This window comes from Streptomyces sp. NPDC052114 (genome assembly GCF_040680155.1).
Classification (GTDB): domain Bacteria; phylum Actinomycetota; class Actinomycetes; order Streptomycetales; family Streptomycetaceae; genus Streptomyces.
The window spans coordinates 162,644-178,549 of record NZ_JBFAWC010000003.1; the positions used below are offsets into that span (position 1 = coordinate 162,644).

General features: G+C 71.5%; 17 protein-coding genes. 6 read left to right on the forward strand and 11 right to left on the reverse strand.

The window, feature by feature from the left end; genetic code table 11:
• Positions 1 to 64 precede the first annotated feature (64 nt).
• Both recG and AB0L89_RS07660 read right to left on the reverse strand, forming a co-directional pair.
• Positions 65 to 2,266, reverse strand: coding sequence for an ATP-dependent DNA helicase RecG (gene recG / locus AB0L89_RS07655; RefSeq protein WP_365135964.1), 2,202 nt, complete (start codon positions 2,264 to 2,266; stop codon positions 65 to 67).
• 72 nt (positions 2,267 to 2,338) lie between these two features.
• Positions 2,339 to 4,054, reverse strand: coding sequence for a DAK2 domain-containing protein (locus AB0L89_RS07660; protein ID WP_365135967.1), 1,716 nt, complete (start codon positions 4,052 to 4,054; stop codon positions 2,339 to 2,341).
• Between the two features lie 239 nt (positions 4,055 to 4,293).
• Between AB0L89_RS07660 and rpmB the strand changes: the two genes are divergently transcribed.
• Positions 4,294 to 4,479, forward strand: coding sequence for a 50S ribosomal protein L28 (gene rpmB, locus AB0L89_RS07665; protein ID WP_030195073.1), 186 nt, complete (start codon positions 4,294 to 4,296; stop codon positions 4,477 to 4,479).
• A 105-nt stretch (positions 4,480 to 4,584) separates the two neighbouring features.
• The gene (locus AB0L89_RS07670; RefSeq protein ID WP_365135970.1) at positions 4,585 to 5,514 is read left to right on the forward strand and encodes an FAD-dependent oxidoreductase; all 930 of its coding nucleotides are present in this window, start codon (positions 4,585 to 4,587) and stop codon (positions 5,512 to 5,514) included.
• Here the strand turns inward: AB0L89_RS07670 and thiD are convergent.
• The gene (thiD, locus tag AB0L89_RS07675) at positions 5,501 to 6,295 is read right to left on the reverse strand and encodes a bifunctional hydroxymethylpyrimidine kinase/phosphomethylpyrimidine kinase (protein ID WP_365135973.1); all 795 of its coding nucleotides are present in this window, start codon (positions 6,293 to 6,295) and stop codon (positions 5,501 to 5,503) included. The two genes, AB0L89_RS07670 and thiD, sit on opposite strands and share 14 nt — an antisense overlap.
• Positions 6,292 to 7,260 carry a thiamine-phosphate kinase gene (locus AB0L89_RS07680; RefSeq protein WP_365135976.1) on the reverse strand — a complete coding sequence of 323 codons (969 nt, stop codon included), beginning with the start codon at positions 7,258 to 7,260 and terminating at the stop codon, positions 6,292 to 6,294. The genes thiD and AB0L89_RS07680 overlap by 4 nt, the downstream gene beginning before the upstream one ends.
• Positions 7,261 to 7,470: 210 nt before the next feature.
• On the opposite strand from AB0L89_RS07680, the gene AB0L89_RS07685 reads away from it, so the two are divergent.
• Positions 7,471 to 7,704: an Lrp/AsnC ligand binding domain-containing protein gene (locus tag AB0L89_RS07685; protein ID WP_055698135.1), complete on the forward strand. Its 234-nt coding sequence runs from the start codon at positions 7,471 to 7,473 to the stop codon at positions 7,702 to 7,704.
• 26 nt (positions 7,705 to 7,730) lie between these two features.
• On the forward strand, positions 7,731 to 8,225 hold the full coding sequence (locus AB0L89_RS07690; protein ID WP_365137163.1) for a DUF3515 domain-containing protein: 495 nt from the start codon (positions 7,731 to 7,733) through the stop codon (positions 8,223 to 8,225).
• Between the two features lie 70 nt (positions 8,226 to 8,295).
• On the opposite strand, the gene AB0L89_RS07695 is transcribed toward AB0L89_RS07690, so the two are convergent.
• The 3 genes from AB0L89_RS07695 to AB0L89_RS07705 are packed head-to-tail and all read right to left on the reverse strand — an operon-like array spanning position 8,296 to position 11,334.
• The gene (locus AB0L89_RS07695; RefSeq protein WP_365135980.1) at positions 8,296 to 9,477 is read right to left on the reverse strand and encodes a D-alanine--D-alanine ligase family protein; all 1,182 of its coding nucleotides are present in this window, start codon (positions 9,475 to 9,477) and stop codon (positions 8,296 to 8,298) included.
• Between the two features lie 46 nt (positions 9,478 to 9,523).
• Positions 9,524 to 10,552, reverse strand: a complete 1,029-nt coding sequence (locus AB0L89_RS07700; protein ID WP_365135983.1) for an NAD(P)H-dependent glycerol-3-phosphate dehydrogenase — start codon at positions 10,550 to 10,552, stop codon at positions 9,524 to 9,526.
• Positions 10,549 to 11,334 (reverse strand): lysophospholipid acyltransferase family protein, encoded by a 786-nt coding sequence (locus tag AB0L89_RS07705; RefSeq protein WP_365135986.1) that lies wholly within the window; start codon positions 11,332 to 11,334, stop codon positions 10,549 to 10,551. The genes AB0L89_RS07700 and AB0L89_RS07705 overlap by 4 nt, the downstream gene beginning before the upstream one ends.
• 142 nt (positions 11,335 to 11,476) lie before the next feature.
• Between AB0L89_RS07705 and cofC the strand changes: the two genes are divergently transcribed.
• Positions 11,477 to 12,112, forward strand: coding sequence for a 2-phospho-L-lactate guanylyltransferase (cofC, locus tag AB0L89_RS07710; RefSeq protein WP_365135989.1), 636 nt, complete (start codon positions 11,477 to 11,479; stop codon positions 12,110 to 12,112).
• 52 nt (positions 12,113 to 12,164) lie between these two features.
• Positions 12,165 to 12,368 carry a hypothetical protein gene (locus AB0L89_RS07715; protein WP_365135992.1) on the forward strand — a complete coding sequence of 68 codons (204 nt, stop codon included), beginning with the start codon at positions 12,165 to 12,167 and terminating at the stop codon, positions 12,366 to 12,368.
• Positions 12,369 to 12,465: 97 nt separating this feature from the next.
• Here the strand turns inward: AB0L89_RS07715 and AB0L89_RS07720 are convergent, their stop codons facing one another.
• From AB0L89_RS07720 to leuC, 4 genes are all read right to left on the reverse strand, one after another.
• The gene (locus tag AB0L89_RS07720; RefSeq protein WP_365135995.1) at positions 12,466 to 13,158 is read right to left on the reverse strand and encodes an HU family DNA-binding protein; all 693 of its coding nucleotides are present in this window, start codon (positions 13,156 to 13,158) and stop codon (positions 12,466 to 12,468) included.
• 162 nt (positions 13,159 to 13,320) lie between these two features.
• Positions 13,321 to 13,557 (reverse strand): hypothetical protein, encoded by a 237-nt coding sequence (locus AB0L89_RS07725; RefSeq protein WP_055698141.1) that lies wholly within the window; start codon positions 13,555 to 13,557, stop codon positions 13,321 to 13,323.
• Positions 13,558 to 13,806: 249 nt separating this feature from the next.
• Entirely contained in the window at positions 13,807 to 14,400 is a 594-nt protein-coding gene (gene leuD / locus AB0L89_RS07730; RefSeq protein ID WP_365135998.1) for a 3-isopropylmalate dehydratase small subunit, read from the reverse strand.
• A gap of 5 nt (positions 14,401 to 14,405) precedes the next feature.
• Complete coding sequence (leuC, locus tag AB0L89_RS07735) at positions 14,406 to 15,830, reverse strand: 3-isopropylmalate dehydratase large subunit (protein ID WP_365136001.1); 1,425 nt, start codon at positions 15,828 to 15,830, stop codon at positions 14,406 to 14,408.
• Positions 15,831 to 15,906 lie beyond the last annotated feature (76 nt).

Genomic DNA, 15,906 nt, shown 5'->3' on the forward strand with positions numbered 1-15,906 from the left:
AGTCCTTCTGGCCGGGGGTGCGCCACGTTGGTGGGCTCACCCCACGATATGGCGTACCCGCCCGTCAGCCCTTGTCGAGGTACTGCTCGCGCTCGGCGTCGAGCAGGGCGTCCAGCGCGGTGCGCAGCGCGGGCAGCCGCTCCAGGTCGGGGTCGTCGGTGACGACCGCGACCGCTTCCTCGCGGGCGGCGGCGATGACCTCCTCGTCGTCGATGACGGCCAGCATCCGCAGGCTGGAGCGGACGCCGGACTGGGCCTGGCCGAGCACGTCGCCCTCGCGGCGCTGCTCCAGGTCGATGCGGGAGAGCTCGAAGCCGTCGAGCGTGGCGGCGACGGCGCCCAGGCGCCCGCGGGCGGGGCTGGCCTCGGGCATGTCGGTGACCAGGAGGCAGAGGCCGGGAGCGGAGCCACGGCCGACGCGGCCGCGCAGCTGGTGCAGCTGGGAGACGCCGAAGCGGTCCGCGTCCATGATCACCATCGCGGTGGCGTTCGGCACGTTCACCCCGACCTCGATGACCGTCGTCGCGACCAGGACCTGGGTCTCGCCCGCGGCGAAACGGCGCATCACCGCGTCCTTGTCGTCGGGCTGCATGCGGCCGTGCAGGACCTCGACGTTCAGCCCCTGGAGGGGGCCGCGCGCGAGCTGCTCGGCGACCTCGACGACGGCGAGCGGCGGCCGCTTCTCTGCGATGGCCTCGTCCTCGGCCTTCTTCTTGGCCTTCTTCGGGTCCTCCTCCTCGTCGCCGATGCGGGGGCAGACCACGTACGCCTGGTGGCCCTTCTCCACCTCCTCGCGCACGCGCTCCCAGGCGCGGGCGAGGAAGTGCGGCTTGTCCTGGGCGGGGACGACGTGGCTGGCGATCGGCGAGCGGCCGGCGGGCAGCTGGTCGAGGACGGAGGTCTCCAGGTCGCCGAAGACGGTCATCGCGACCGTGCGCGGGATCGGCGTGGCCGTCATGACCAGGAGGTGCGGGGGCTGCTTGCCCTTGCCGCGCAGGGCGTCGCGCTGCTCGACGCCGAAGCGGTGCTGCTCGTCGACGACGACCAGGCCGAGGTCGTGGAACTGGACCTTGTCCTCGATCAGCGCGTGCGTGCCGATGACGATGCCGGCCTCGCCGGTGACCAGGTCGAGCAGGGCCTGGCGGCGGGCGGCGGCGCCCATGGAGCCGGTGAGCAGCGTGACCTTGGTGGCCTGGTCCGCGCCGCCGAGCATGCCGCCCTCGGCGAGCTCGCCCATCATCTCCACGACGGAGCGGTGGTGCTGCTGGGCGAGGACCTCGGTGGGCGCGAGCATCGCGGCCTGCCCGCCCGCGTCCACGACGGCGAGCATGGCGCGCAGGGCGACCATCGTCTTGCCGCTGCCGACCTCGCCCTGGAGGAGGCGGTGCATCGGGTGCTCGGTGGCGAGGTCGTCGAAGATCTCCTTGGAGACCTTCTGCTGGCCCTCGGTGAGCGTGAAGGGCAGCTTGGCGTCGAAGGCGTCGAGGAGGCCGCCCTCCTTGGCCCTGCGGGCGACGGCGGGCAGCTGCGCGTCGGCGTACCGCCGCCGGGCCAGGGCGACCTGGAGGACGAAGGCCTCGTCCCACTTCAGCCGGTCGCGGGCGGCCGCGATGTCCGCCTTGGAGTGCGGCCGGTGGATCTTCAGGAGCGCCTCGGTGAGCGGGACGAGACCACGGCCGTCGCGCAGGACGGGCGGCAGCGGGTCCACGGCCTCCTGGGCGCTGGGCAGGACCATGTCGACCGACTTGGCGATCTTCCAGGACTCCAGCTTGGCGGTGGCCGGGTAGATCGGCAGGAGAGCGCCGGCCCAGGAGCCGACGGTCTCGCCGGCCTCGTCCCCGTCGCCCCTCAGCAGTTCGTACGCCGGGTGGGCCAGCTGCATCTTGCGGTTGAAGACCGACACCTTGCCGGCGAACATCGCGCGGGTGCCGGGCAGCAGGTCCTTGTGCGGCTTGTGGATGCCGCGGCCGAAGAAGACGAGCTGGACCTGGCCGCCGCCGTCGGTGATCGTGACCTCCAGGCGCTGGCCCCTGCCGCCGTTGAACTTCAGGATGCGGGCGCTCGCGACCTGGGCGACCACCGTGACGTGCTCGTCCAGGGGGAGGTCGGCGAGGCGGGTGAGCTCGCCGCGCTCGGCGTACCGCCGCGGGTAGTGGTGCAGGAGGTCGCCGACCGTGTGCAGGTCGAGGTGCTCGGCCATCACCTTCGCGGTGGCGGGGCCGACCACTTTCTTCAGGGGTTCTTCGAGCGCAGGCACGAGATCCATTGCACACCACGCCACTGACAACGCGGGCCACGTCCCCTGATGTCGCAGGCCACGTCCCCGCGATCCCCGGCTCTACTCCACGCCGATCAGCAGCAGCGCCGCCTGCCTGCCGCCCCGGTACACGACCGTGTCGACCGCCAGATACGCGTCGCGCACGTGCTTCTCCAGCAGCTCGGCGACGGTGTCGGGCACGGATTCGCCGAGTACGAGCGTGACCATCTCGCCGCCCGCCGACAGCATGCGGTCCAGGACCGAGACCGCCGTGCGGGCCACCTCGGACCCGATCACCGCGACATCGCCGTCGATCAGGCCGAGGACGTCACCGGCCTGGCAGATGCCCGCCATGGTCCAGGACTGGCGCTCGGCGACGGCCAGCTCGCCGTACCGGGTCGCGCCGGCCGCCGACGTCATGGCGACGACGTCCTCGTCGAAGCGCCGGTCCGGCTCGTGCACGGCGAGCGCCGCGATGCCCTGCACGGCGGAGCGGGTGGGGATCAGGGCGACGCGCACGCCCTCGGTCCTCGCCTGTTCCGCCGCGGCGGCCGCCGTGTGGCGCAGCTCGGCGTCGTTCGGCAGGAGCACCACCTCGCGGGCGTGGGCGCGCCGGATCGCGTCGACGAGCTCACCGCTGGCGGGCGGCTCTCCCGGGCGCGCGGGCACGGTGGTCGCCCCGGCCTCGGCGTAGAGCCCGGCGAGCCCCTCGCCGGGCACGACGGCGACGACGGCGCGCTGCGCGCGTTCCTGCGGGGGCCGGGCGGTGGTGTGCGCGTCGCCCGCCCCGAAGTGGGTGATGCGGATGCGGTGGGGGCGGCCCGCCTCGACGCCCGCCTCGACGGCGGCTCCCGCGTCGTCGACATGGACGTGCACGTTCCAGAGTCCGTCGCCGCCGACCACGACCAGGGAGTCGCCGAGCCGGTCGAGCCGTGCCCGCAGCCGGGCGACGGCGGCGTCGTCGGCCTCCAGGAGGTAGATCACCTCGAAGGCGGGACCGCCGGTGTCCCCCTGGGGGTCCTCGCACGCGACGGCGACGGGGGCCACGCGCGCGCGGGCAGGCTCGGCGCCCGTCCGCGCGTGCTCGGCACCCACCCGCGCGTGGGAGCCCTCGGAGCTCCTGGCCACCACCGTCTCCCCCGCGAGCGCGCCCATGAGCGCCCCGAGCACCGCGACGAGCCCGCGCCCGCCCGCGTCCACCACACCCGCGCGCCCCAGCACCGCGAGCTGCCCGGGCGTCGCGTCCAGGGCGGCGCGGGCACCGTCGTACGCGGCCCGCGCGACGGTCCCGCAGTCGGCGTCGGCTCCCGCGTCGGCGGCCGCGCGGGCCGCCGCGGTCGCCACCGTCAGGACCGTGCCCTCGACCGGGTGCGCGACGGCCTGGTACGCGGAGTCGGCGGCCCGCCGCAGGGCGAGCGCCAGGGCCTGCCCGTCGGCGTGATCCGCCTCACGTCCCCCCTCGTCCGGGTCCCCGTCCGGACCGCCGAGGACCTGCGCCATCCCCCGCAGCAGCTGCGACAGGATCGTGCCCGAGTTCCCCCGGGCCCCTATGAGCGCTCCGTGCGCCATCGCGCGCACCGTCTCGGCCAGCGAGGGGAGGGCCGGCTCATGGCCCGTGAAGGCCGCGTCGACCGCCTGGGAGGCGGATTCCACGGTCAGATAGAGGTTGGTCCCCGTGTCGCCGTCCGCGACCGGGTAGACGTTGATGGAGTCGATCTCCTCGCGGGCCCTGCCGAGGGCGTCCAGCGTCAGTCGGCACCAGGCGCGCACCGCGACCGCGTCGAGGTTCTGCGGCACCTGTTCGCCTCCTTGACCATCCGGAATGGACGCAGCGTAGACCCAGGGTGAACAGAGGTCCCGGGGCGGGGGCCGGGCGAGCCATGGTAGTTTCGTTGTACCGAAGCAGTCGTTGTATGCTGCTCCGGTTGCCCGATACGCATCGGGCCATTCCTCCTGGCAACGCCACTCCGATCATTGCACTGATCCCGGCATGCCGGGTTTAACCGTAAGTGCATCTGAAGTCTTTGGAGTGACCCGTGGCTGCCAACTGCGACGTCTGCGGCAAGGGGCCGGGCTTCGGCAACAACATCTCGCACTCGCACCGCCGTACGCCCCGTCGCTGGAACCCGAACATCCAGCGTGTGCGTGCCGTGGTCGGCGGGACGCCGAAGCGCCTCAACGCCTGCACCTCGTGCATCAAGGCCGGCAAGGTCTCGCGCTGACGCCAGCGCGGCCACCTAGCTGGTTGCTGAATCAGCCGGTTCCCCTTTGGGGAACCGGCTTTTTCGTGTGCTCACGCGCGCGGGGCGCCTGCCAGAATCTGGCGGATGCGCTTCGGCACCCTCGGTCCCCTCGACGTCCACGAACGCGCCAAGGACCGTGTGGAGTACGTCTTCGGAGACTCCGTCGCCACGCTGACCGAGGACTCCGAAGGCATCGACGTGACCTTCGAGCGCGGCGCTCCCCGCCGCTTCGACCTGGTCGTCGGCGCCGACGGGCTGCACTCGAACACCCGCCGGCTCGTCTTCGGCGACGAGTCGCGCCACCTGCGCCACCTGCGCCACCTCGGCTACTACGTGGCCGGCTTCGACATCCCCAACCACCTCGGCCTGGACCGCACCGCCCGCCTCTACAGCGAGCCCGGCCGCACCGTCATCATCAGCAACTACGACGGCGACGCGGACCGTGCGGGCGTCGGCCTGGTCTTCGCGTCCGGGCCGCTCGACCACGACCGGCGTGACGTCGCCCGGCAGAAGGAGATCCCCGCGGAGCGCTTCGCGGGCATGGCCTGGCGGCACGCCCAGCGGGCCCTGGACGGCCTCGCGCACACCGACGACCTGTACTTCGACGCCATCGCCCAGATCCACGTCGACCGGCTCTCCCAGGGCCGTGTGGTCCTGCTCGGCGACGCCGGGTACGGCGCCACGATGGGCGGCATCGGGACGGGCACGGCGCTGGTGTGCGCCTATGTCCTGGCCGGTGAGCTCGCGGCCGCGCGGGGCGATCACCGCGTCGCGTTCGCCGCGTACGAGGCGGAGGTCCGCGACTACGCCAAAGGCTGTCAGAAGACGTCCGGCAACGCGGGGCCCTTCCTCGCCCCGCCGACCGAGAAGAAGATCCGCAGCCGCGACCGCGCGTACCGATTGCTCAGCTCGCGCCTGCTGGCGGGCTTCTTCAAGAGGCTGACGGAGCGGACCGCGAGCGACCTGACGCTCAAGGACTACGCACCGGCGCCCGCGCGGACTACGCCTGTCTGAACCGCCAGCCGTGGTCCACCGGGCCGATCCCGTCGCCGAGCGAGAACCCGGCGGCGATCGCTCCGGTGACGTACTCCTTGGCCGCGGCGACCGCCTCCGGCACGTCCTGTCCCTTCGCCAGCTCCGCGGCGATCGCGCTGGCGAGGGTGCAGCCCGTGCCGTGCGTGTGGCGGTTGTCGTGGCGCGGGGCCCGCAGCACGTGTTCCTCGGAGCCGTCGGTGAGCAGGTCCACGGCGTCGCCCTTGAGGTGGCCGCCCTTGATGAGGACCCACTTCGGTCCGTGGGCGAGGACGGCGGCCGCGGCGCGCCGCAGGCCGTCCTCGGAGTCGACCTCGACGCCGGTGAGTTGGGTGACCTCGTCGAGGTTGGGCGTCGCGACCGTGGCGACCGGCAGCAGCTTGGTGCGCACGGAGTCCAGCGCGGAGGCGGCGAGCAGGGAGTCGCCGTGCTTGGAGACGCCGACCGGGTCGACGACCGCGGGCGCGTCGGTGCCCGCGAGCAAGTCGGCGACCGTCTCGACCAGTTCGGCCGAGGCGAGCATGCCGGTCTTCACCGCCTGGACGCCGATGTCGTCGACGACGCTGCGGTACTGGGCCCGCACCGCCTCCGCCGGCAGCGCCCAGAACCCCTGTACGCCCAGGGAGTTCTGCGCGGTGACGGCGGTGACCACGCTCATGCCGTGCGTACCGAGGGCGAGCATCGTCTTCAGGTCGGCCTGGATGCCCGCGCCGCCCCCGGAGTCGGAGCCCGCGACGGTGAGCACCCGCGGCGGCGCGGTCACTCGGCGTCCCCGTTGTCCCCGAAGTGGTCCCAGCCCTTGCTGGTCCACGGCGCGCCGTCCACGGTCACCTGGGGCAGCGCCGAGGGGTTGAGGACCTCGCCGATGACCTTCCAGCGGGCGGGGAGCTTCACGTCCGCGGGGAACGTCGCCACGATCGCGTGGTCCTCGCCGCCGTTGAGCACCCACTGGAGCGGGTCGACGCCGACGGCCTGCCCGATGTCGTTCATCTGCGAGGGCACGTCGACGTCTCCGGAGCGGATGTCGATGCGCACCTTGCTGGCCTCGGCGATGTGGCCGAGGTCGGCGATGAGCCCGTCGCTGACGTCCGTCATCGAGGTCGCGCCGAGCCCGGCGGCCGCGGGGCCCGCGTGGTACGGCGGCTCGGGCCTGCGGTGGGCCTCCACGAAGGCGCGGGGCGAGCGGAAGCCGCGGGAGAGCACCGCGTGCCCGGCGGCGGACCAGCCGAGCCAGCCGGTGACGGCGACGACGTCGCCGGGCTGGGCACCCGCGCGGGTGACCGGTTCGTGGTTGCGCAGGTCACCGAGTGCGGTGATCGCGACGGTGATCGTGTCGCCGCGTACGACGTCGCCGCCCACGACGGCCGCACCCGCGACCTGGCACTCGTCCCGCAGGCCGTCCATCAGCTCGGTGGGCCAGCTCGCGGGCAGTTCGGCGGGGACGACCAGGCCGAGGAGCAGCGCGGTCGGCACGGCGCCCATGGCCGCGATGTCGGCGAGGTTCTGCGCGGCGGCCTTGCGGCCCACGTCGTACGCCGTGGACCAGTCCCGGCGGAAGTGGCGTCCCTCCAGGAGGACGTCGGTGCTCGCCACGACCCTGCGGTCCGGGGCGGACACGACCGCGGCGTCATCGCCAGGGCCGAGCCGTACGGCCGGAGTGGAGGTGAGCCGGGAGGTGAGCTCTCTGATGAGCCCGAACTCCCCCAACTCGCCCACGGATCCCTTCACCGAGTCTCACCATGCCCTTTCACGCTGCTCGGCCCCCGGTCGCGAGCCGCCTCTGTCGTCGGTACGGTCGACGTGACCGTCAACTTCTGTTGTCCGTCCACCACCATGTGCGCGCCACAGGTCGCCCGGGTCTCCCCGTGGCGAGCGGCGACGCGGTACCGTGGCGTCCCTTCTCCCCCACATGATCCTCGTGGCCGCCCTGGAGGTTCCGTGGTACAGGCGTACATCCTGATCCAAACCGAGGTCGGCAAGGCGTCGACCGTCGCCGAGCTGATCGGCAAGATCCCAGGAGTGATCCAGGCCGAGGACGTGACCGGACCCTACGACGTCATCGTGCGCGCCCAGGCGGACACGGTGGACGAACTCGGCCGCATGGTGGTCGCCAGAGTCCAGCAGGTGGATGGCATCACCCGAACCCTGACCTGCCCGGTCGTGCACTTGTAGCCCCCGTCTACCCTGGCCCGGTGAACATCCCCCGTCTCCGGCGCCGCTGCCTCACAGGAACGTCCGCCCTCGCCCTGTTGATCACGACAGCGGCCTGCTCAGCTACGGACGACGAGGCGTCAGTGGTGGTTCCGTCCCCGGCCGCGAAGGCCGCGGGACTCTGCCGGGACCTGCACGAACAGCTCCCCGAGAACATCGACGGGCTGGAGCGCACCGACCCCGGGCCGACGTCCGAGCTGACCGCGGGGTGGGGAGACCCGGCGATCATACTGCGCTGCGGTGTGGAGCGTCCGCCCGAGATGATCGATCCCGCGTACGCCGAGAAGAACGGCGTCAAGGTGAACGGCGTCGCCTGGCTCCTGCAGAAGAACGACGACGGTTCGTACACCTTCACCACGGGGGCGCGGCTCGCCTACGTCGAGGTGACGCTGCCCGAGGAGCGGACGGGGGACGGCCTGGGTCCGCTCACGGACTTCGCCGCCCCCATCAAGAAGACGATCCCCGTGGGGATCGCCTCCTGACCCTCTCCGAGGGGACCTGCCGGTGTTCCCCGGGGGCTCGCCCTGCCGGCGCGCCCCCGCGGGAGAGCCGCTAGCGCAGCCCCGTGGAGCGCTTCAGGGCCGCCTGGATGAGACGGTCCACCAGCTCCGCGTAGCCGACGCCGCTCTTCTCCCACATCTGCGGGTACATCGAGATGGGCGTGAAGCCCGGCATCGTGTTGATCTCGTTGATCACGAACCGGCCGTCCTCGGTGAGGAAGAAGTCCGCGCGGACCAGGCCCTCGCAGGACGCCGCCTCGAACGCCTCGACCGCGAGCCGCTGGATCTCCGCGGTCTCCTCGGGCGTCAGCGGCGCCGGCACGATGCCGGGCGTGGAGTCGATGTACTTCGCCTCGAAGTCGTAGTAGTCGTGCGTCTGCACGGGCGGGATCTCGGCCGGGACGCTGGCGCGCGGGCCGTCCTCGAACTCCAGGACGCCGCACTCGATCTCGCGGCCGCGCAGCAGCGCCTCGACGAGGATCTTGGGGTCGTGGCGCTGTGCCTCGGCGATCGCCTCGTCGAGGCCCGCGAAGGAGTCGACCTTCGTGATGCCGATCGAGGAGCCCGCGCGCGCGGGCTTGATGAACAGCGGCCAGCCGTGCTCACCGGCGAAGTCCGCGATGCGCTGGCGGGCACCGGCCTCGTCCTGCTGCCACTCGCGGGGGCGGATCACCAGGTACGGACCGACGTCGAGACCGAAGGAGGTGAACACCCGCTTCATGTAGTCCTTGTCCTGGCCGACGGCCGAGGCGAGGACACCGGAGCCGACGTAGGGCACTCCGGAGAGTTCGAGCAGCCCCTGGAGCGTGCCGTCCTCTCCGTAGGGACCGTGCAGCATGGGGAAGACGACGTCGACCTCGCCCAGCGCCTTGGGCACGGAGCCGGGCTCGCTGTAGACGACCTCGCGGTTGCCGGGGTCGAGCGGGAGCACGACGTCGCCCGCCACGGAGTCGGCGAGTTCGGCGACGTTCGGCATCCTGCGGTCGGCGATGGCCATCCGGTCGGGCTCGTCGGCGGTCAGCGCCCAACGGCCGTCGGTGGTGATGCCGATCGGCAGGACGTCGTACTTGGCGCGGTCGATCGCGCGCAGCACGGCGCCGGCCGTCACGACGGAGATGCCGTGCTCCGAGCTGCGGCCGCCGAAGACGACGGCCACACGGGGCTTGCGGAGCGGCTGCTCAGAGCTCGGCTCGGAACGCTGCTCAGGGCTCTGGGGGAGGTTCTCGCTGCTCATATCGCGTTGAGAGTACCCGCTGGTCCCCGAGTAGTCAGGCGTGCCGTCAGCGACGCTCGGGCTTGGCGCTGCGCGACATGAGCTCCTTGAGGGCGACCAGCGGAGGCGTACCCTCGTGCACGATCCCCACGACCGTCTCCGTGATGGGCATGTCGACACCGTGCCTGCGGGCCAGATCCAGCACGGACTCGCAGGACTTGACGCCCTCGGCGGTCTGCTTGGTGACCGCGATGGTCTCCTCCAGGGTCATGCCCTTGCCGAGGTTGGTGCCGAAGGTGTGGTTGCGCGACAGCGGCGAGGAGCAGGTGGCCACCAGGTCACCGAGCCCCGCGAGTCCGGCGAACGTGAGCGGGTCGGCGCCCATGGCGAGCCCGAGCCGGGTGGTCTCCGCGAGGCCTCGCGTGATGAGCGAGCCCTTGGTGTTGTCGCCCAGGCCCATGCCGTCCGCGATGCCGACGGCGAGGCCGATGACGTTCTTGACGGCGCCGCCCAGCTCGCAGCCGATCACGTCGGTGTTCGTGTACGGGCGGAAGTAGGGCGTGTGGCAGGCCGTCTGAAGGCGCTGCGCGACGGCCTCGTCCCGGCAGGCGACCACGGCGGCGGCGGGCTGCCGCGCGGCGATCTCACGGGCCAGGTTGGGCCCGGTGACGACGGCGATCCGGTCGGCGGCCACCTTCGTGACGTCCTCGACGACCTCGCTCATCCGCATCGCGGAGCCCAGTTCGACGCCCTTCATCAGGGAGACGAGGACGGTGTCGGGGGCGAGCAGGGGCGCCCACTCGGCGAGGTTGCCGCGCAGCGTCTGCGAGGGCACGGCGAGCACCGTGAAGTCGGCGCCCGCGGCGGCCTCGGCCGGGTCGGTGGTCGCCCTGAGGTTCTCGGGGAGCTCGACTCCGGGGAGGTAGTCCGGGTTCGTCCGCGTGGAGTTGACGGCGTCGGCGAGCTCGGCGCGACGGCCCCACAGGGTGACGTCGCACCCCGCGTCGGCGAGCACCATGCCGAAGGCCGTACCCCAGGAGCCCGTTCCGAAGACGGCGGCCTTCACAGCGCCTGCCGAGTTCACGGGGTTCGTCACTTGCTGTCCTCCGAGGTGCTCTCTGCGGTGCTCTGCGGGCCGCCGCTACGGCCCGCCGCCTTGCGTCGCTGCTCCAGCCGCGCCCTGCGCGGGTCGTACGGCGTGTCGGGGGCCTTCTCGCCCCGGATCTCCTCCAGGAGTTCGGTGACCGCGGCCATGATGGTCTCGGTCACCTCGCGCAGCACCTCGGGCGTCGGCTCCTGGTCGTAGAAGCGCGACAGGTCGACGGGTGCCCCGGCCTTCACCTGGAGGGTCTTGCGCGGGAAGAAGGCCGGCTTCTTGCTGTACGGCGGCAGGGCGAGGTTGGCGCCCCACTGCGCGACGGGGACCACCGGGCACTTGGTCTTCAGGGCGACCCGCGCGGCACCGGACTTGGCCGTCATCGGCCACATGTCGGGGTCCCGGGTGAGGGTGCCCTCGGGGTAGAAGGCGACGCACTCGCCGCGCTCGATCGCGTCGACCGCGGCACGGAAGGCGTCGAGCGCGTTCGTGGTCTCGCGGTAGACCGGGATCTGGCCCGTGCCCTTCATCACTTTGGCGACAAAGCCGCCTTTGAAAAGCCCGTCCTTTGCGAGGAATCGCGGGACCCGGCCGGTGTTGTACTGGAAGTGGGCGTACGAGAACGGGTCGATATGAGAGTTGTGATTCACCGCGGTGATGAATCCTCCGTCGGCCGGAATGTGCTCCATTCCACGCCAGTCCCGCTTGAACAGAACCACCAGCGGCGGTTTTGCGATGACCGCCGCAAGGCGGTACCAGAAGCCGATTCTGCGGCGGGACACGCGGACACCTTCCTCCATGAACCTGGTCGGCCGCACAAGTGTCGCCCCAGGCTGCCGGTCTGTCGAGAACACCGTACGCCCGCCCAAGTGCCCGAGCCCCCCGGCAGGTCACAATGGGCGCGACGAGAAGGACGGAGCGCCCGTGCAGTGGACCCTGGTCATACCCCTGAAACCGCTGGCGCTCGCCAAGAGCAGGCTCGGCGCCACCGCCGGTGACGGCCTCCGCCCGGGTCTCGCGCTCGCCTTCGCGCAGGACACCGTGGCCGCCGCGCTGGCGTGCCCGGCGGTGCGGGATGTGGCGGTCGTCACGGACGACGCGCTCGCAGGGCGCGAGCTCGCGGCCCTCGGCGCGCGGGTCGTGCCCGATCTGCCGGGAGAGGGCCTCAACGCCGCGCTGCGGCACGGAACGGCGGTCGTACGCGCCGAACGCGCCGAAATCTCCGTCGCGGCCCTGAACGCCGATCTGCCGGCGCTGCGGCCCCCGGAATTGGCCCGCGCCCTCGACGGCGCCGCCCTCTTCCCCCGGGCATTCGTGCCGGACGCCGCCGGAATCGGGACGACCCTGCTGGCCGCGGCGGCGGGAACGGAATTGCGCCCCGCGTTCGGCCCGTCCTCGCGGGCCCGGCACACGGCGTCCGGCGCCGTGGAACTCGCGCTCGACGACGTCGATTCCGTACGCCAGGACGTGGACACCGGAGAGGACCTGATGGCCGCCCTCTCGCTCGGCGTGGGACCGCGCACCGCGGCGGCCGCCGCCCGGCTGCTCATCTCCGACTGAGGACACCGCTCCGGGGGCGTGTGCCGCCCGCGGGCTGAGTACGCTGCTCCCCATGCAGGCGACCGCGTACACGTACGACTCCGAGACCCGCAGCGGCAGCGTGCTGCTCGACGACGGCACCCCGGTGCCCTTCGAGGCCCCCGCGTTCGACGCGGGCGGGCTGCGGCTGCTGCGCCCGGGGCAGCGCGTGCGCATCGAGGTCGACGGCGAGGGCGGGGCCCGGCGCATCACCCTGGTGACGCTGCAGACGTTCTGAGACCCCCGCGGGCGCCCCGCGGGGCCGGTGCGGACACACGACGCGGGCCGGGCTCCCCCGTGGGAGCCCGGCCCGGCGCGTGAGTGCCCTGGTGCCCTTACTTCTTGCGGGCGGTGGCCTTCTTCGCGGTCGTCTTGCGCGCCGTCGACTTCTTGGCGGGCGCCTTCTTGGCGGTGGCCTTCTTCGCCGGAGCGGTCTTCTTGGCCGTCGCCTTCTTCGCCGGAGCGGCCTTCTTGGCGGTGGTCTTCTTCGCCGTCGCCGTGGCCTTCTTGGCGGTCGTCTTCTTCGCCGTCGCCGTGGCCTTCTTGGCGGTCGTCTTCTTCGCCGTCGCCGTGGCCTTCTTCGCCGTCGCCGTGGTCTTCTTGGCGGTCGTCTTCTTGGCGGTGGTCTTCTTCGCCGTCGCCTTCTTGGCGGTCGCCTTCTTGGCCGCGGCCTTCTTGACCGTCGCCGAAGCACCGCCGGTCAGGCTGCCCTTGGGCGCCTTCTTGACCGCGACGTCGTTCTTCGGGAGCTTCTTCGAGCCGCTGACCAGGTCCTTGAAGCCCTGGCCCGCACGGAAGCGCGGAACGGAGGTCTTCTTGACCCGCACGCGCTCCCCGGTCTGCGGGTTGCGGGCGTAACGGGCCGGGCGGTCGACCTTCTCGAACGAGCCGAAGCCGGTGACCGAAACACGGTCCCCGCTGACGACGGCACGGACGATGGCGTCCAGGACCGCGTCCACGGCGTCGGCGGCCTGCTGACGGCCCCCGACCTTGTCGGCAATCGCTTCTACGAGCTGCGCCTTGTTCACGTCTTCCCCTTCGGAGACATTGCCGGGAGCGAAATACTCCGGCTTTTTCGCACGTTAGGCAGATATATACCGCAAATCAAACACGAAACGGGCTAATCACCCTTGTGCCGCAACGAACTGGCCCATCTCGGAGTTCCTCGAAGGCCCGTTGAGGCGCGATGCTCAGGTGTCCTCGGGGAATCGGCCCTCGTCAACTTCGTCGAGGGACGCCATCAATCGCTCCAGACGCCTTGCCGCATCGGCGAGATCGTGTTTGGCCGCAGCCGTAATGACCAGCAGCTTCCGGGTCAGCGCCATCCGTACGCCCTCCGGGACTTGCAGTGCACGCACCCGAGAGTGCGCTTCCTTCAGTTGGTCCGCGACGAGCCCGTAGAGCTCGAGTTGGCTGTCACGTCCCATGCACCGATTGTGCCATCTGGGGCGAGTTGTCGCCTCCGCAGGGGGTAACTACCGCCGTTCAGGGCCCTCCTGAGGGTACCCCGACAGGCCAAGTACAAGGGGATTTCCGGCCTCTTCTTCCGTCCGGAGCAAGGGAGTTGAGACCACCCGTTCAGGTCATCGCGGTGCCCCCGCCCGGCGCACACAGAAGTACCCCCAACCGTCCACGATTGGGGGTACATCAGGGCGTTGCGGGGTGCTGCGGGGACGTCAGACCTGAAGGGTCCGCGGCTTGTACGAGGGGCGCCCGGACTCATAGGCGGCGATGTCCGCCTCGCTCTGGAGCGTGATGCTGATGTCGTCCAGGCCGTTCAGGAGCCGCCAGCGGGCGTTCTCGTCGAGCTCGAAGTCGGCGGTGACGCCCTCCGCGCGGACCTGGCGGTCTTGGAGGTCGACGGTGATCTCGGCCTGCGGGTCCCGCTCGACCAGCTCCCAGAGCGCGTCCACGACCTTCTGGTCGAGCACCACGGTGAGCAGGCCGTTCTTCAGCGAGTTGCCGCGGAAGATGTCGGCGAAGCGCGAGGAGATGACGGTCTTGAAGCCGTAGTTCTGCAGCGCCCACACCGCGTGCTCCCGGGAGGAGCCGGTGCCGAAGTCGGGTCCCGCGACCAGGACCGTGGCGCCCTGGCGCTCGGGGCGGTTGAGGACGAACTCGGGGTCCTTGCGCCAGGCCTCGAAGAGCCCGTCCTCGAAGCCGTCCCTGGTGACCTTCTTCAGCCAGTGGGCGGGAATGATCTGGTCGGTGTCGACGTTGCTGCGGCGCAGCGGGACGGCCCGGCCGGTGTGCGTGGTGAAAGCTTCCATGGTTCTCAGACTCCGGCGGTCACGGGGGCGTCGGACAGGTCGGCGGGCGAGGAGAGGTGGCCGGTGACCGCCGTGGCGGCGGCGACCTGCGGGGAGACCAGGTGCGTGCGGCCGCCCTTGCCCTGCCTGCCCTCGAAGTTGCGGTTCGACGTGGACGCCGAACGCTCGCCGGGGGCCAGTTGGTCGGGGTTCATGCCCAGGCACATCGAGCAGCCCGCGTGTCGCCATTCGGCGCCGGCGGCGGTGAAGACCTTGTCCAGGCCCTCCTCGACGGCCTGGAGCGCGACCCGGACCGAGCCCGGGACGACCAGCATCCGCACGCCGTCGGCGACCTTGCGGCCCTCGACGACCGACGCCGCCGCGCGCAGGTCCTCGATGCGGCCGTTGGTGCAGGAACCTACGAAGACGGTGTCGACCTTGATGTCGCGCAGCGCCTGCCCGGCGGTCAACCCCATGTATTCCAGGGCCTTTTCGGCGGCGTACCGCTCCGACTCGTCTTCGTACGAAGCGGGATCGGGGACGTTCGCCGACAGCGGCGCGCCCTGCCCGGGGTTGGTGCCCCAGGTGACGAACGGCGCCAGCGAGGCGGCCTCGATGTAGACCTCGGCGTCGAAGACCGCGTCGTCGTCGGTGCGCAGGGTCTTCCAGTACGCGACCGCCGCGTCCCAGTCCTCGCCCTGCGGGGCGTGGGCACGGCCCTCGATGTAGTCGAAGGTGGTCTGGTCCGGGGCGATCATCCCGGCGCGGGCGCCCGCCTCGATGGACATGTTGCAGATGGTCATGCGGGCCTCCATCGAGAGCTTCTCGATGGCCGAGCCGCGATACTCCAGGATGTAGCCCTGGCCGCCGCCGGTGCCGATCTTCGCGATGATCGCGAGGATCAGGTCCTTGGCCGTGACGCCGTCGGGCAGTTCGCCGTCGACGGTGATGGCCATGGTCTTCGGGCGGGCCATCGGCAGCGTCTGGGTGGCGAGCACGTGCTCGACCTGCGAGGTGCCGATGCCGAACGCCAGCGCGCCGAAGGCGCCGTGGGTGGAGGTGTGCGAGTCGCCGCAGACCACCGTGGTGCCGGGCTGGGTCAGTCCCAGCTGCGGTCCCACCACGTGGACGACGCCCTGCTCGACGTCGCCCAGCGGGTGCAGCCGCACGCCGAACTCCGCGCAGTTCTTGCGCAGCGTCTCCAGCTGCGCCCGCGAGACCGGGTCGGCGATGGGCTTGTCGATGTCGAGGGTCGGGGTGTTGTGATCCTCGGTCGCGATGGTGAGGTCGAGCCGCCGCACCCGGCGGCCGGCCTGCCGGAGGCCGTCGAAGGCCTGGGGGCTGGTCACCTCGTGCAGCAGGTGCAGATCGATGAAGAGGAGGTCGGGCTCGCCCTCGGCGCGCCGGACGACGTGGTCGTCCCAGACCTTCTCCGCGAGTGTCCTACCCATCGCTTTCCCTCCGACCGGCTGTTCGCCGGCCCAACTAGAGAATCCGTTCGCCGACGTGCGTACCCCTCGTGCCGCG

What these genes read in the sequence shown, in the direction of transcription:
- recG (WP_365135964.1), bottom strand. Translation starts at nt 2,266, where the DNA reads ATGGATCTCGTGCCTGCGCTCGAAGAACCCCTGAAGAAAGTGGTCGGC.
- AB0L89_RS07670 (WP_365135970.1), top strand. Translation starts at nt 4,585, where the DNA reads ATGCGCTTCGGCACCCTCGGTCCCCTCGACGTCCACGAACGCGCCAAG.
- AB0L89_RS07695 (WP_365135980.1), bottom strand. Translation starts at nt 9,477, where the DNA reads ATGAGCAGCGAGAACCTCCCCCAGAGCCCTGAGCAGCGTTCCGAGCCG.
- AB0L89_RS07715 (WP_365135992.1), top strand. Translation starts at nt 12,165, where the DNA reads ATGCAGGCGACCGCGTACACGTACGACTCCGAGACCCGCAGCGGCAGC.
- AB0L89_RS07725 (WP_055698141.1), bottom strand. Translation starts at nt 13,557, where the DNA reads ATGGGACGTGACAGCCAACTCGAGCTCTACGGGCTCGTCGCGGACCAA.
- leuD (WP_365135998.1), bottom strand. Translation starts at nt 14,400, where the DNA reads ATGGAAGCTTTCACCACGCACACCGGCCGGGCCGTCCCGCTGCGCCGC.
- leuC (WP_365136001.1), bottom strand. Translation starts at nt 15,830, where the DNA reads ATGGGTAGGACACTCGCGGAGAAGGTCTGGGACGACCACGTCGTCCGG.